11 protein-coding genes and 1 tRNA gene are annotated in these 15,666 nt (G+C 69.7%); 5 read left to right on the plus strand and 7 right to left on the minus strand.

Features of this window, described 5'->3' with window-relative positions; translation table 11 throughout:
* The first annotated feature begins 38 nt into the window (after positions 1-38).
* The gene (locus IE242_RS11750; RefSeq protein ID WP_189858123.1) at positions 39-287 is read left to right on the plus strand and encodes an integrase core domain-containing protein; all 249 of its coding nucleotides are present in this window, start codon (positions 39-41) and stop codon (positions 285-287) included.
* Positions 288-590: 303 nt separating this feature from the next.
* On the opposite strand, the gene IE242_RS11755 is transcribed toward IE242_RS11750, so the two are convergent.
* From IE242_RS11755 to sucC, 4 genes are all read right to left on the minus strand, one after another.
* Positions 591-675: transfer RNA gene (locus IE242_RS11755), tRNA-Leu, on the minus strand.
* 185 nt (positions 676-860) lie between these two features.
* Positions 861-2,429 (minus strand): aldehyde dehydrogenase family protein, encoded by a 1,569-nt coding sequence (locus tag IE242_RS11760; RefSeq protein ID WP_189858125.1) that lies wholly within the window; start codon positions 2,427-2,429, stop codon positions 861-863.
* 159 nt (positions 2,430-2,588) lie between these two features.
* Positions 2,589-3,488: a succinate--CoA ligase subunit alpha gene (sucD, locus tag IE242_RS11765; protein WP_189858127.1), complete on the minus strand. Its 900-nt coding sequence runs from the start codon at positions 3,486-3,488 to the stop codon at positions 2,589-2,591.
* Between the two features lie 11 nt (positions 3,489-3,499).
* Entirely contained in the window at positions 3,500-4,630 is a 1,131-nt protein-coding gene (gene sucC, locus IE242_RS11770; RefSeq protein ID WP_189858129.1) for an ADP-forming succinate--CoA ligase subunit beta, read from the minus strand.
* A 259-nt stretch (positions 4,631-4,889) separates the two neighbouring features.
* On the opposite strand from sucC, the gene IE242_RS11775 reads away from it, so the two are divergent.
* The 4 genes from IE242_RS11775 to IE242_RS11790 all read left to right on the plus strand — a co-directional run bounded on the left by IE242_RS11775 (position 4,890) and on the right by IE242_RS11790 (position 11,557).
* Positions 4,890-6,575: a thiamine pyrophosphate-binding protein gene (locus tag IE242_RS11775; RefSeq protein ID WP_189858131.1), complete on the plus strand. Its 1,686-nt coding sequence runs from the start codon at positions 4,890-4,892 to the stop codon at positions 6,573-6,575.
* A 12-nt stretch (positions 6,576-6,587) separates the two neighbouring features.
* Positions 6,588-7,859 (plus strand): formyl-CoA transferase, encoded by a 1,272-nt coding sequence (frc, locus tag IE242_RS11780; RefSeq protein ID WP_189858133.1) that lies wholly within the window; start codon positions 6,588-6,590, stop codon positions 7,857-7,859.
* A 4-nt stretch (positions 7,860-7,863) separates the two neighbouring features.
* Complete coding sequence (locus tag IE242_RS11785; RefSeq protein WP_189858485.1) at positions 7,864-9,996, plus strand: acetate--CoA ligase family protein; 2,133 nt, start codon at positions 7,864-7,866, stop codon at positions 9,994-9,996.
* A gap of 172 nt (positions 9,997-10,168) precedes the next feature.
* Complete coding sequence (locus IE242_RS11790; protein WP_189858135.1) at positions 10,169-11,557, plus strand: OFA family MFS transporter; 1,389 nt, start codon at positions 10,169-10,171, stop codon at positions 11,555-11,557.
* Positions 11,558-11,689: 132 nt separating this feature from the next.
* Here the strand turns inward: IE242_RS11790 and IE242_RS11795 are convergent, their stop codons facing one another.
* The 3 genes from IE242_RS11795 to eboE form a co-directional block, all read right to left on the minus strand.
* On the minus strand, positions 11,690-12,877 hold the full coding sequence (locus IE242_RS11795; protein WP_189858137.1) for a sugar phosphate isomerase/epimerase family protein: 1,188 nt from the start codon (positions 12,875-12,877) through the stop codon (positions 11,690-11,692).
* Between the two features lie 204 nt (positions 12,878-13,081).
* Positions 13,082-14,500 carry an alkaline phosphatase family protein gene (locus IE242_RS11800; protein WP_189858138.1) on the minus strand — a complete coding sequence of 473 codons (1,419 nt, stop codon included), beginning with the start codon at positions 14,498-14,500 and terminating at the stop codon, positions 13,082-13,084.
* Positions 14,497-15,666, minus strand: coding sequence for a metabolite traffic protein EboE (gene eboE / locus IE242_RS11805; RefSeq protein ID WP_189858140.1), 1,170 nt, complete (start codon positions 15,664-15,666; stop codon positions 14,497-14,499). The genes IE242_RS11800 and eboE overlap by 4 nt, the downstream gene beginning before the upstream one ends.

A 15,666-nucleotide genomic window follows, 5' to 3' on the forward strand; every position in this document is an offset into this window, starting at 1 on the left:
CGTACACGTCGGCTCAATTTCGCGCCCGAATAACAGAGTTGGGGCTACGGCAGAGCTGCGGACGCACCGGCTCGTGTTTCGACAACGCCGCAGCAGAGAGTTTCTGGGCCCTGCTCAAGGAAGAGATCGGAACCCGGACCTGGCCCGACCGGGCCACCGCCCGCGCCGAGGTCTTCAACTTCATCGAGACCTTCTATGACCGCCGCCGCCTGCGCAAGCACAAAATCTTCGGCTACCTCACCCCGGCCGAGACCAGGCAGCGGCATCAACACGCCCTCGCGGCCTAACGAACGAGTGTCCAGGATCACGGGGAAACTTCAGGTCGAGCCTCCACCACGCGAGTGACACACCCTCGCCGCGCTCCGCCCCCTGAAAACCCCACATGCCTGCACCACGGCTACCAGCCGTCGCGCAGGCATGTCCTGTTTCCGCAGGTGAGAGACGCAGTACCTGGACCGCCACCGCCTCACCCCCTCATCGAGCCGATCACGAGGCTCGAGGCCCCAGAAACGACGAAATACCGGTGAGTCACATGACTCGACCGGTAATTCGTGAACGCTTCGGGACGATCTCGTGAACGTCCCCGGCTGTGTCCGAGGGGGGACTTGAACCCCCACGCCCGATAAAGGGCACTAGCACCTCAAGCTAGCGCGTCTGCCATTCCGCCACCCGGACTAGGTGTCTGTCGCCTGACCGGGGGTTTTCCCCGCGGCGACAGGACAACCATACCAAGGTTTCGCAGTGCCTTTCACCTGCGTATCCGTGCCGTGGGCGACCCCGCCGAAGCCGGGCGCGCACCCTCACTCGGGGTGTGCGCCCGGTCGCTGCGTGCGGCGAGGTCGCTAGGCGGCACGGACTGGTCACGGCATCAGCTGGTACTCCGGGAAGTTGCCCGGCAGCCGCTCCCCCGCCGGTCCCTCGGTGACCGCGCGGACCAGGAGCTCACCGCCGACGAAGGCGCCGCGCCAGGATGCGCCGAAGCCGCCGAACAGCTCGTCGCGGTCGCCGCGGGAGCGGGGCTTGCCGTGGCCGACCTTGAAGGCGCGGATCTGGGGGGCCAGGCGGTCGTAGGTGGCCTTGTCGTCCGTGGAGAGGGTGGCGACCAGGGCACCGTTCGACGCGTTCATGGCTGCCAGCAGTTCCGCCTCCGTGTCGACCAGGACGATCGTGTCGACCGGGCCGAAGGGTTCGGCGTGGTGGAGGGGTGAGGACGGGGGCGGGTTCAGCAGGGTGACCGGCTGGACGTACGCCGCTGTGTCCTGGCCGGGGAGGAAGCGGGCGTCGGCCGGCTTGCCGCGGTGGAGCGGGATCGCGCCGCGGTCGATGGCCTCCGCCACCTGGTCGGTGAGTTCCTTGGCCTTGGCCGCGTTGATGACCGGGCCGAAGTCCAGGGTCGGGTACGGGTCGTCCGGGTGCTCCACCGCGAGTGGGTGGCCGATCTTCAGGGTGCGTACCGCCGGGAGGTAGGCCGCCAGGAAGTCGTCGAAGAGGGAGCGTTGGACGACGAAGCGGGGGTACGCCGTGCAGCGCTGCTTGCCGTAGTCGAAGAGCTTGGGGATGACGGCCGTGAGCGCGTCCCAGTCCGTGTGGTTCCAGATGCCCCAGGTGTTCAGGCCCTCCTGTTCGAGGATGTGGCGCTTGCCCAGGTCTGCCACGGCCGTGGCCACCGCGGCGCCTGTGTCGCGGCCGCCGACGAAAGAGACGCAGCCGATCTCGGGGGCGCGGACCAGTGCCTCCGAGAGTTCGCCGCCGCTGCCGCTGACCAGGGTGACGGGTATCCCCTCGCGGGCGGCCAGCGCGCAGGCCAGGGTGAGGCAGGCGACACCGCCGTCGGTCGGGGTCTTGGCGATGACCGCGTTGCCCGCCAGGGCCTGTACCAGCATCGCGTGAACGAGCACGCTCATCGGATAGTTCCAGCTGGCGATGTTGGAGACCGGGCCGGGCAGAGGGGCGCGGCCGTCGATCATGGTGTCGATGCCGTCGACGTACCAGCGCACGCCGTCGATGGCGCGGTCCACGTCGGCCTGTGCGAGGCGCCAGGGCTTGCCGATCTCCCAGACGAGGAGGAGGGCGAGGAGCTCCCGGTGCTGGGTCAGGGCGTCGAGGGTGGCCGCCACGCGCGCACGGCGTTCGGGGAGGGGGATGTGGCGCCAGGCGCGGTGCTGGTCCAGTGAGGCGCGTACGGCCTGGTGGGCGGTGGCGCCGTCGAGGCGGGGCGGGCCGGCGATGGGGCTGCCGTCCACGGGGCTGGTCGCGGGCAGGGCCCGGCCGTCCGCCTGCCAGGTGGCGTCCCAGAGATTGAGGACGCGGTCGTCGCGGAAGGCCTCGGGGGCCACGGCGAGGCAGCGCTGCCAGGCCTCCGGCCAGGAGGTTTCGGACTTGAGGGTGAGGGTGGTGGGGGTCGTGGGGGTTGAAGCCGTTGATGCCATTCGTTGCTCCGCTCTCGGTGCACAGTCGGGGGCGGGGTCGTACACATGGCTCGCCTCGCGTACCGGTGGAGCCACGGTGGGTACGCGAGGCGCGGTACCCAAGACGGTAGTCAGAGGGGGTGGCGCCGGGAAGTCATCTTTCGTCAGCGATGGGTGACATCAGGCTTGATTCCCCGCACGCTCCGCTTCCAGGCGGGTGAGGACGAGCCGTGCCGTCTCGGTCGGTGTGCCGCCGACGGGCACTCCGGCCGCCTCCAGGGCCTCCTTCTTCGCCTGGGCGGTGCCCGAGGAGCCCGACACGATGGCGCCCGCGTGTCCCATCGTCCTGCCCTCGGGCGCGGTGAAGCCCGCGATGTAGCCGATGACCGGCTTCGTGACGTGCTCGCGGATGTAGGACGCAGCTCGTTCCTCCGCGTCGCCGCCTATCTCGCCGATCATGACGATGACGTCGGTCTCCGGGTCCTGTTCGAACGCGGCGAGGCAGTCGATGTGGGTGGTGCCGACGACCGGGTCGCCGCCGATGCCCACGCAGGTGGAGAAGCCGGTGTCGCGGAGCTCGTACATGAGCTGGTAGGTGAGCGTGCCGGACTTCGAGACCAGGCCGATGCGGCCCGGCTTGGTGATGTCGGCCGGGATGATGCCCGCGTTGGACTGGCCCGGAGTGATCAGGCCGGGGCAGTTGGGGCCGATGATGCGGGTGCCCTTCGATTTCGCGTACGCGGTGAAGGCGACCGCGTCGTGGACCGGGATGCCCTCGGTGATGACGACCGCCAGGCCGATGCCGGCGTCGGCGGCCTCGGTGACGGCCGCCTTCGCGAAGGCCGGTGGCACGAAGACGACGGTGACGTCCGCGCCGGTCGCGTCCATGCCCTCGTGCACCGTGCCGAAGACGGGAACGGCACGCTCGTCGAAGTCGACCGTCCTGCCCGCCTTGCGCGGGTTGACGCCGCCGACCACGTTCGTGCCGGCCGCCAGCATGCGGCGGGTGTGCTTCATGCCCTCGCCGCCCGTCATGCCCTGGACCAGGACCCTGCTTTCCTTGGTGAGGTGGATCGCCATGTGCCGGCTCCTTACGCTGCGTGGGCGAGGTCGGCGGCGCGGCGCGCGGCACCGTCCATGGTGGTGGCCTGCTGGACCAGGGGGTGGGCCCGCTCGTCGAGGATCGCGCGGCCGCGTGCCGCGTTGTTGCCGTCGAGGCGGACCACCAGCGGTTTCGTGAGCCGGACCGAGTCCAGGGCCCGCACGATGCCGTCGGCGACCGCGTCGCATGCGGTGATGCCGCCGAAGACGTTGACGAGGACCGATTTCACGGCCGGGTCGGAGAGGATGACGGAGAGGCCGTCGGCCATGATCTGGGCGCTCGCGCCGCCGCCGATGTCGAGGAAGTTGGCGGGGCGGGCGCCGCAGCCGGCGACCACGTCGAGCGTCGACATGACGAGGCCGGCGCCGTTGCCGATGATGCCGACCTCGCCGTCCAGTCTCACGTAGGTGAGGCCCTTGGCGGCGGCTGCCGCTTCCAGCGGGTCCTCGTGGGTGTCGTCCTCGTCGCCCCAGCGTGCCTGGCGGAAGCGGGCGTTGTCGTCGAGGGTGACTTTGCCGTCGAGAGCGAGGATCCGGCCCTGTGTCGTGCGCACGAGGGGGTTCACCTCGACCAGCAGGGCGTCCTCACGGGTGAGGATCTCCCAGAGGCGTACGAGGACGTCGACGGTCTGGGGTGGCAGTCCGGCGGCGTCGGCGATCCGTGCCGCCTTCGCGGTCGTGACGCCCTCGGCCGGGTCGACGGGGATGCGGACGACCGCCTCGGGCCTCGTCGCGGCGACCTCCTCGATCTCCATGCCGCCCTCGGCCGACGCGATCGCGAGGAAGCGGCCGACGGCCCGGTCGAGGACATAACTGACGTAGAACTCGCGCTCCACTTCCACCGGCTGGGCCAGCATCACTTTGCCGACCGTGTGGCCTTTGATGTCCATGCCGAGCATGTGGCGGGCCGTCAGCTGTGCCGCCGCCGGATCGGCGGCGAGCTTCACGCCGCCCGCCTTGCCGCGGCCCCCGGTCTTCACCTGGGCCTTGACGACGGAGCGCCCGCCGAGCCTGCGGGCGATCTCCCGCGCCTCCTCGGGTGAGTGCGCGACCTCGGCCCGCGGCACCGGGATGCCGTATTCCTCGAAGAGTTCCCTTGCCTGGTGTTCGTACAGGTCCATTCCGGCTCCTGACCATCGAGTCAGCTGAAGAGTCGATCGGGGGCCGGTGGAAGGGCCGCGTCACGCAGCCGTTCACCAAACCCTCGGAAAGTGCCGCACGCCCCCTGGACACCACCCACCGGATGCGGGATAACAAGCTTCATACAGTATTCGTCGACTGTATGCAATCTACCGCGACGGCATCCACGAGCAGTGTCCGCACCTCGTTCGAGCTGCGTGAACGCGCACCCCATCCCCTACGAAGGGACAGGACTTCGCCATGCCCGACGACAACAGCCAGAACCTCATCTCCGGTGGGCACCTGGTCGCCAAGGCACTCAAGGCGGAGGGTGTGGAGGTCATCTACACCCTCTGCGGCGGCCACATCATCGACATCTACGACGGCTGCGTCGACGAGGGCATCAAGGTCGTCGACGTCCGTCACGAGCAGGTCGCCGCCCACGCCGCCGACGGGTACGCGCGCATCACCGGCAGGCCCGGCTGCGCGGTCGTCACGGCCGGCCCGGGTACGACCGACGCCGTGACCGGTGTCGCCAACGCGTTCCGCGCCGAGTCACCGATGCTGCTGATCGGTGGCCAGGGGGCGCACACCCAGCACAAGATGGGGTCGCTGCAGGACCTTCCGCACGTCGACATGATGACGCCGATCACCAAGTTCGCGGCGACCGTGCCGGACACGGCGCGTGCGGCCGACATGGTGTCGATGGCGTTCCGCGAGTGCTACCACGGAGCGCCGGGGCCCTCCTTCCTCGAGATTCCGCGGGATGTGCTCGACGCCAAGGTGCCGGTGGAGAAGGCGCGGGTGCCGAAGGCCGGCGCCTACCGTGCCTCGACCCGCTCGACCGGTGACCCCGAGGCCGTGGAGAAGCTGGCCGATCTGCTGGTGCACGCCGAGAAGCCCGCCATCCTGCTGGGCAGCCAGGTGTGGACGACCCGTGGCACCGAGGCCGCCATCGAGCTCGTCCGTACGCTGAACATCCCCGCCTACATGAACGGCGCCGGCCGTGGCACGCTGCCGCCCGGGGACCCTCACCACTTCCAGCTCTCGCGCCGGTACGCCTTCACCAACGCCGACGTCATCGTCATCGTCGGTACTCCCTTCGACTTCCGCATGGGCTACGGCAAGCGGCTCTCCCCGGACGCGACCGTCGTGCAGATCGACCTCGACTACCGGACCGTCGGCAAGAACCGCGACATCGACCTCGGGATCGTCGGTGACGCCGGAATGGTGCTGAAGGCCGTGACCGAGGCCGCCTCCGGGCGCCTCAACGGGGGCGCGTCGAAGCGCAAGGAGTGGCTCGACGAGCTGCGCGCCACCGAGCAGACGGCGATCGAGAAGCGGCTGCCGCAGCTGAGGTCCGACGCCTCCCCCATCCACCCGTACCGGCTGGTCAGCGAGATCAACGACTTCCTCACCGAGGACTCGATCTACATCGGCGACGGCGGTGACATCGTCACCTTCTCCGGGCAGGTCGTGCAGCCCAAGTCACCCGGGCACTGGATGGACCCGGGCCCCCTCGGCACACTCGGCGTCGGTGTCCCCTTCGTGCTCGCGGCCAAGCAGGCGCGGCCCGACAAGGAGGTCGTCGCCCTCTTCGGTGACGGCGCGTTCTCCCTGACCGGCTGGGACTTCGAGACCCTCGTCCGTTACGACCTCCCCTTCGTCGGCATCGTCGGCAACAACTCCTCCATGAACCAGATCCGCTACGGCCAGGCCGCCAAGTACGGCAAGGAGCGCGAGCGGGTCGGCAACACCCTCGGTGACGTCCGGTACGACGAGTTCGCGCGCATGCTGGGCGGCCACGGCGAGGAGGTCCGCGACCCCGCCGACATCGGCCCCGCGCTGCGGCGCGCCCGCGAGTCCGGGAAGCCCTCGCTGATCAACGTCTGGGTCGACCCGGACGCGTACGCCCCCGGAACCATGAACCAGACCATGTACAAGTGAGGAGCGCTCGGCATGACCACTCCCTCGAGCACGGCACCCTCGACCGAGGCGTCCTCGGCCAAGGCCCTCGCCGGCATCCGCGTCCTGGACATGACGCACGTCCAGTCCGGGCCCTCCGCGACCCAGCTCCTCGCCTGGCTCGGCGCGGACGTCGTCAAGCTGGAGGCGCCGACCGGTGACATCACCCGCAAGCAGCTGCGGGACATCCCGGACGTCGACTCCCTCTACTTCACGATGCTCAACTGCAACAAGCGGAGCATCACCCTGAACACCAAGACCGAGCGCGGCAAGGAGCTGCTCACCGAGCTGATCCGGCGTTCCGACGTCATGGTCGAGAACTTCGGGCCGGGCGCGGTCGACCGCATGGGCTTCACCTGGGACCGCATCCAGGAGATCAATCCGCGGATCGTCTATGCCTCCATCAAGGGGTTCGGGGACGGCCCGTACACCAACTTCAAGGCGTACGAGGTCGTCGCGCAGGCCATGGGCGGGTCGATGTCGACCACTGGCTTCGAGGACGGGCCGCCGCTGGCGACGGGGGCCCAGATCGGGGACTCGGGCACGGGCGTCCATGCCGTGGCGGGGATTCTCGCGGCGCTGTACCAGCGGGAGAACACCGGGCGCGGTCAGCGGGTCAATGTGGCCATGCAGCATGCCGTGCTCAACCTCTGCCGGGTGAAGCTGCGCGATCAGCAGCGCCTGGCCCATGGCCCGCTCGCTGAATATCCCAACGAGGACTTCGGCGACGAAGTTCCCCGCTCGGGAAATGCTTCGGGCGGCGGTCAGCCGGGGTGGGCGGTGAAGTGCGCTCCCGGCGGCCCGAACGACTACGTGTACGTGATCGTGCAGCCGGTGGGCTGGAAGCCGATCACCGAGCTCATCGGCCGGCCGGAACTCGCCGAGGACCCCGAGTGGGCGACGCCCGAGGCCCGGCTGCCCAAGCTGAACAAGATGTTCCAGCTGATCGAGGAGTGGTCCTCGACGCTGCCGAAGTGGGAGGTGCTGGAGCGGCTCAACGCCCACAACATCCCGTGCGGGCCGATCCTCTCCACCAAGGAGATCATCGAGGACCGGTCGCTGGTCGCCAACGAGATGGTCGTGACGGTGCCGCACCCCGAGCGGGGCGAGTTCACGACCGTGGGCAGCCCGCTGAAGCTCTCCGACTCGCCTGTGGAGGTGACCAGTTCTCCGCTGCTCGGCGAGCACAACGAAGAGGTGTACGTCGGTGAGCTCGGCCTCGGTGACGAGGAGCTGCGCCTGCTCAAGTCGAACGGGGTGATCTGACGTGATGGCCGAGGACCGGGTGCTCAGGGTGCGTGCGCTGCTCGACGCCGTGCGCGCCGAGGGGCGCGGCGCGCTGACCGCGCCCGAGGGCAAGGTGATCGCCGACGCGTACGGGATCGCCGTACCCGGTGAGGAGCTGGCGACGGACGTCGACGAGGCGGTGGCGTGCGCGGCGCGCTTCGGCGGTCCCGTCGTGATGAAGATCGTCTCCCCCGACATTCTGCACAAGACCGACGCGGGCGGCGTGGTCGTCGGTGTGGAGGGCGCGGCGGACGTACGGGCCGCGTTCTGCCGGATCGTCGAGAACGCGCGCGCGTACAACGCCGAGGCGCGCATCGAGGGCGTGCAGATCCAGGAGCTGCTGCCGAGCGGGCAGGAGGTCATCGTCGGCGCGGTGACCGACCCGACCTTCGGGAAGGTCGTGGCGTTCGGACTCGGCGGGGTCCTCGTGGAGGTCCTCAAGGACGTCACCTTCCGGCTGGCGCCCGTCTCCGCCGACGAGGCCCTGTCCATGCTGGACTCCATCCGCGCGGCCGAGGTGCTGCGCGGGGTGCGGGGCGCGCCGGCCGTGGACCGGTGGGCGGTCGCCGAGCAGATCCGGCGGGTCTCCCAGCTCGTCGCGGACTTCCCGGAGATCGCCGAGGTGGACCTCAATCCCGTGATCGCCACCCCGGAGGGAGCCGTCGCGGCGGACATCCGCGTGATCCTCGCCGACTCGGTGCCGAAGCCGCGGCGCACCTACACGCGCGCGGAGATCCTCACCTCGATGCGGCGGCTGATGCAGCCCTCGTCGGTCGCCGTGATCGGCGCCTCCAACGAGCCGGGCAAGATCGGCAACTCGGTGATGCGCAACCTCGTCGACGGGGGCTTCGCCGGGGACATCCATCCGGTGAACCCCAAGGCCGATGACATTCTGGGCCGCAAGGCGTACAAGAGTGTCACGGACGTTCCCGGTGAGGTGGATGTGGCGGTCTTCGCGATCCCCGCCAAGTTCGTGGCCTCGGCGCTGGAGGAGGTGGGGCGCAAGAGGATCCCGAACGCCGTGCTGATCCCCTCCGGGTTCGCGGAGACCGGTGAGCACGAGCTTCAGGCCGAGATCGTGGCGGTCGCCGAGCGGCACGGCGTCCGGCTGCTCGGGCCGAACATCTACGGCTACTACTCGACGTGGCAGGACCTGTGCGCCACGTTCTGCACGCCGTACGACGTCAAGGGCGGGGTGGCGCTGACCTCGCAGTCCGGTGGCATCGGGATGGCCATCCTGGGGTTCGCGCGGACCACGAAGACGGGTGTGTCGGCGATCGTCGGGCTCGGCAACAAGTCCGACCTGGACGAGGACGACCTGTTGACCTGGTTCGGCGAGGACCCGCACACCGACTGCATCGCCATGCACCTGGAGGACCTCAAGGACGGGCGCGCGTTCGTGGAGGCCGCGCGGGCGACCGTACCGAAGAAGCCGGTCGTGGTGCTGAAGGCCGGGCGTACGGCGGCGGGCGCGAAGGCGGCCGGGTCGCACACGGGCGCGCTGGCCGGCGACGACGCCGTGTATGACGACGTGCTGAAGCAGGCCGGTGTCATCCGGGCGCCCGGGCTGAACGAAATGCTGGAGTACGCGCGCGCGTTGCCGGTGCTTCCGGTCCCCACCGGGGACAACGTCGTCATCATCACGGGGGCGGGTGGCAGCGGCGTGCTCCTGTCCGACGCAGTCACCGACAACGGGCTGTCCCTGATGGAGATCCCGCCGGACCTGGACGCGTCCTTCCGGAAGTTCATCCCGCCCTTCGGGGCCGCGGGCAACCCGGTGGACATCACCGGTGGCGAGCCACCGTCGACGTACGAGGCGACGATCCGGCTCGGCCTCGAGGACCCGCGCATCCACGCGCTCGTCCTCGGCTACTGGCACACCATCGTCACCCCTCCCATGGTCTTCGCCGAACTCACCGCGCGCGTGGTGGCCGAGTTCCGCGCGCGTGGCGTCGAGAAGCCCGTGGTGGCGTCGCTCGCGGGCGATGTCGAGGTCGAGGAGGCGTGCCAGTACCTCTTCGAGCGGGGGGTCGTGGCGTACCCGTACACGACCGAGAAGCCGGTGGCCGTGCTCGGTGCCAAGTACCGGTGGGCGCGGGCGGCGGGGCTGCTGTGACGGAGCGGCCAGTACCGGGATCGCTGCGGCTGCTGGGGGGCGGTACATGAGGTGAGTGAGGGCGGAGGCGGCCGACGGTGCGCGTCGGCCGCCCCCAGGACCCGTGCGCGCACGAAAGGCATTGGACAGGGGGCGCTGGCCAGAACTTTCGACGCAAGGGGTGCATGAGTCAATGACGACCACCGACCTGACGACGTCCGTCCCCTACAGGGAGGTGACGGACCGCAACGGCCGCCTGTACCGGATCGGGGAGACCGACCGGGACATCATGGGCCGACCACGTAAATGGATGGTCATTCTGCCCTGGGTGGGCATGATGGGCATCAGCTCCGCCGAGTACGCGTTCACGTCGGCGGAGGACACGCTCCACGAGGCTCATCTGTGGAGCAGCGGGCACATCTTCTGGCTGATGGGCGTCTGGGTGTTCTTCCAGGCGGCCGTGGCCTTCCCGGCCGGACAACTGAGGGAGAGCGGCAGGCTGCCCGCGCGCACGGCCATGCTGATCGGCGCGGTCGGAACCATGCTGGGCTATGTGTCCCTGGCCTACGCGCCGCATGTGCTCGTCGCCTACCTCGGCTTCGGCATGTGCAGTGGCATCGGCGCCGGTCTCGTCTACGCGACCTGCGTCAACATGGTCGGCAAGTGGTATCCGGAGCGAAAGGGCGGCAAGACCGGCTTCGTGAACGGCGGTTTCGCCTATGGATCCGTGCCGTTCGTGTTCCTGTTCACCTCGTACATGGATCTGAGCAACTATCAGACCGTCCTCGCGTGTGTGGGCGTCGGCCTGTGTCTCGTCGTCGCCACGGCCGGGTGGTTCTTCAAGGACCCTCCGAAGAACTGGTGGCCGCCGCACGTCGACCCGCTGCGGCAGACCGACGACCCGAAGATCCGCCGGGCCCTGGAGAAGAACCCGCCGGCGGTCAAGCAGTACACCCCCAGGGAGGCCGCTCGCACACCCGTCCTGTGGATGATGTGGTTCTGTCTGCTGTGCACGGCCGGCATCAACATCTTCGGCATCGCCTTCCAGGTGCCCTTCGGCAAGGACATGGGCTTCGCGGGCGGGATCGTGGCCACGGCGATGTCCCTGAAGGCGATCGTCAACGGCACGGGCCGCGGGGTGATCGGGTGGATCTCCGACCGCTACGGGCGGCGCAACACGCTGATCATCGTCTGCGTCGTGCTGGGCACCGCACAGTTCGGCGTGCTCGTCTCCGGCCAGATGGGCAGCATGCCGTTCTTCCTGTTCTGCTCGATGGTCTCCGGCTTCGGCGGCGGCGCGATCTTCCCGCTGTTCGCGGCCATGACGGCCGACTACTTCGGTGAGAACAACAACGCGACCAACTACGGCATGGTGTACAGCTCGAAGCTGATATCCGGACTCGTCGGCTCCGGCATGGGCGCGGTCGTCGTCGGCGCGTGGGACTACGAGGGCGCCTTCGTGCTGGCCGGGTCCATCGGGCTCGCCTCCGCGGTGCTGGCGTGCTTCCTGAAGGCACCGGGCAGGCCGGACGCCCGGCGCGTCGTCCCCAACCCGCGGCCGCTCGGTGAGGAGACGGCCTGATCCTTCGACTCTTCCGTGTGCCTCTGTCCGCCGCGCTCGTCCCCGTACGCACCGGCCATGACCGCAACGCTCGAACGGGCGGCCCTCCCCACGACGCCACGTGGGGAGGGCCGCCCTGTGCGTGCCCGAAGGTCAGGGGCGCTTCCTGCGGAGGGCCGCGAGGTTGTCGTAGCCGATCTTCGCGTACCTCAGGGACTGTCCGGGGTCGGTGGAGCTCGGGGCGTTGTCCTGCTCGACCATCGGGTTGTGGTAGTTCCGCTCCCCCACCCGGGAGAAGAACGTGCGGTAGTCGATGACGCCGGTGCCGAAGGCCACCATGTCGTAGCCCTGGCCGTTGGTGGTGTTGACGGTGCCGTCCTTGGCGTGGAACAGCGGGTAGCGCTTGTTCTGGCGGGCGACGAGCGCCGCCGGGTCGAAGACGTTCCTGCGGGTGGAGCCGTCGTGGGCCGTGTAGGTGTGGAACTTGTACTGGGCCACGTGCGCCCAGAAGATGTCCATCTCCAGCCAGACGGACTTCGGGTCGGTGACCTTGAGGAAGTACTCCAGCTTGCGGATGCCGGAGCTGCGGGTGGGGCGGCCCTGGTCGTCCAGCGGGCCCCCGTCGAGCAGGAAGCCGTACGCCGCGTCGTGGTTGTGCGTGTACAGCTTGATGCCCTCGCGGCGGGCTATGGCACCGAGCGCGTTCCACTTGTCGGCCGCGACGTCCCAGTCGGCGCGGTAGGAGCTGCCGGTGGGGTCGCCACCGGTCCCCATGTGGTCCATGCCGAGGATGTTGGCGATCTCCAGGTGCTGCTTGAAGGTGTCCAGGTCGGCGGTGGTCAGCGGCCAGGAGGACGGGATGAAGCCGTGGTTGCCCTGGGCCCGCAGCCCGTAGTCGTCGAGCCAGGAGCGCAGCAGCTTGGCGCCCTTGACGGTGCCCAGGTCGGCGCCGCCCGGCGCGTTGGCGTGCTGGCTGTAACCGGCGAACTCCACCTGCCGGTAGCCGAAGCGCGAGAGCTGCTTGAAGACCTCGCGGAAGCCGGAGGGCAGGTCCGAGGCGAGCGGGTCACGGCCCGTCGCATCACGGACGGTGTAGAGGATGATGCCGCGCTTGCCCGGCGGGACGAGGGCGTCGCCGCCGTGTCCGTGGTCGTGATTGTGGCCGTGGCCTCTGCCATGGTCGTCGGCCAGGGCGGGTGAGGCGCCGAAGACGGGGGCGGCGATCGCCGCCGTCGCCACGGCGGCGGTGCAGGTGCTGAGGAAGCGGCGGCGGTCGACGCCGAGAGCGCGTCGCAGGGCGTCGCCGGTTCCGGTTCCCGATTCGTCGTTGAACGCGGTCACGGTTTCTCTCTTTCTGGTCGGTGTTCGGCCGTGGCGGGTGCCAGTCGTGCCGGTTGGTCAGCTGGGTCGGGTGCACGTAGGACTGGTGCGAAGGTGCAGGTGGGACTGGTGCGAAGGTGCAGGTGAGACTGCTGCTCAGGCGCTTGCCGGACGCGTTGTCAGTGGCGCGTGCTTCACTTTCCGTAGTCGCTCAACCGGTCTCGGTCATCCGAGGCCGGCCAGGGTGAGCAGCAGGGATTTCACTTCGGTGGCCGCGACGCGGCCGGTGACTGCGCGGGGGGTGGAGCAGATGAGGAGCGGACCGTCGTCGTCGCTCGTCGGAAGGCGGCCATGGCTGCCGCGAATAGGTGAGGCGTCCAGCGGCACGACCGCCATGCGGTAGCGCATGCCGAGTTTCTTGCGGGCGAGTGCCGTGGCCGCCTTGACCTTCACATAGGGGTCGTGCGGGTCCATGAACAGTTCGACCGGGTCGTAGCCGGGTTTGCGGTGGATCTCGACGAGCTGCGCGAAGTCGGGCGCGCGGTCGTCGTCGAGCCAGTAGTAGTACGTGAACCAGGCGTCCGGCTCCGCCACGGCGACGAGTTCGCCCGCGCGCGGGTGGTCGAGGTGATGGGCCTTCTTGCCCTCGTCGTCGAGGAGCTGCTCGATGCCGGGGAGGTCGGCGAGTGCCGCCCGCGTCGCCGCCAGGTCCTCGGGGCGGCGTACGTAGACGTGGGCGATCTGGTGGTCGGCGACCGCGAAGGCGCGGGAGGCCATCGTGTCCAGGTACTCCATGCCGTCCTGCGTGTGGACTTCGAGGAGTCCCGCGCGGCGCAGGGCGCGGTTGATGTCGACGGAGCGGCTCACGCGGGTGATGCCGTACTCGGACAGCGCCACGACGGTACGGCCCTGAGCGCGGGCGTCGTCGAGGAGTGGAGCGAGGGCGGTGTCGAGGTCGGTGGCCGCCTTCAGGGAGCGCGGGTCGTCGGGGCCGTAACGCTGCAGGTCGTAGTCGAGGTGAGGGAGGTAGCACAGGGCCAGGTCGGGGTGTCGCGTCCGCATGATGTGGCGGGTGGCGTCGATGATCCACCGGCTGGACACGAGGTCGGCTCCGGGGCCCCAGAAGTGGAACAGCGGGAACGTGCCGAACTTCTCGGTGAGTTCGTCGTGCAGGGCCGGGGGCCGGGTGTAGCAGTCGGGTTCCTTGCGGCCGTCGGCGTAGTAGACCGGACGGGGGGTGACGGTGATGTCGGTGTCGGCGCCCATGGCGTACCACCAGCAGATGTTGGCGACCGTGTAGCCGGGGTGGGCGCGGCGGGCGGCGTCCCAGAGCCTGTCACCGGTGACGAGGCCGTTGTGCTGGCGCCACAGCAGGACGTCGCCGAGTTCGCGGAAGTACCAGCCGTTGCCGACGATGCCGTGCTCGGCGGGGAGCGTGCCGGTCAGGAAGGTGGACTGGGCGGCGCAGGTGACGGCGGGCAGGACGGTGCCCAGGCTGGCCTGGGAGCCGGACTGGCCGAGGGTCTTGAGGTGAGGCATGTGGTCGAGGAGACGGGGGGTGAGGCCGACGACGTCCAGGACGAGGAGCGGGGTGGGGTCTGCGGTGGTGTTCGCGACGGCGTCAGCCGCTGCTGGGGAGGTCACGGCAGCTCCTTCAGGCCGAGGTCGGTCAGCAGGTCGCGGGCGAGCGTGAGTTCGGCGGCGATGCCGTCGGCCAGCTGACTGCGGCCGCGGGGGCGCAGGTCGGGCGGCAGTGCCTGCCAGGTGTAGGTCTCGACCTCCAGGTGGTGGGTGAGGGGACGCGAGCCGCCGACCAGGCGGGTCAGTGCCGCCTTCAGTACGGGGAGTGTGGAGGTGAGGGGCGCGGCGGGGGCCGCGTGCAGCGGGACGTGGAAGTGGGCGCGCCACGGGACGGCGTCGGGCAGGGCGTCGCCCTGCAGGGCCTCGCCGAGGTCGTCGGTGCCGCGGAGTCCCGCGGGGATATGGGCGCGGGTCTGGTGCAGGAAGCGGGGTTCGTCGAAGGCGGCGAGGGCGTCCCGCACGTCGGGGCGGTCGGGCTCCTCGGCGTGCAGGGCGGCCGAGAGCTGGGATTTGACGACGGGAATGCCGGCGTGGGCGAGTGCGTCCAGGGCGGCGAGCGGATCTTCGAAGGAGGTGGCGAGGTGGCAGGTGTCGACGCAGATGCCGATGCGGTCGTGGGCGATCGCGGTGAGCGGGCCGATGGCATCGGCGGTGGTCTCGACGGTGCAGCCGGGCTCGGGTTCCAGGCCGACACGGACGGAGCGGCCGGTGAGGTCCGCGAGCGCGTCGAGGCGTTCGGCCAGGGTGGTCAAGGCTGTGCGGGCCATGGCGGCGCGAGTGTCGTCGTATGCGGTGCGCCAGGCCAGCGGCAGGGTGGAGACGGTGCCCTCGGTGACGTCGTCGGGGAGCAGTCCGGCGAGGACGCGGGCGAGGGAGGTGGTGTACTCCAGGCGTTCGGGGTCGGCCCAGTCCGGCTTGTAGACGCGGTACTTGACCTCCTCGGCGCCGAATCCCTCGTAGGGGAAGCCGTTGAGGGTGACGACCTCCAGGCCGCGGTGGTCGAGCTCGGCGCGCAGGCCGCGCAGCGCGGACGGGTCGGTGACGAGAGCGTGGGCGGCGTCCTTGGCGAGCCACAGCCCGATGCCGAGACGGTCGCGGCCGAGCCGGCGGCGCACCGGTTCGCAGTGGTCGCGCAGCTGGGCGAGGACGCCGTCGAGGGTCTCGGCCGGGTGGACGTTGGTGCAGTAGGCGAGGTGGACGGTGGAGCCGTCGGGGTGGCGGAAGCGCAT

It is taken from the genome of Streptomyces poonensis (assembly GCF_014650915.1).
GTDB lineage: Bacteria > Actinomycetota > Actinomycetes > Streptomycetales > Streptomycetaceae > Streptomyces > Streptomyces poonensis.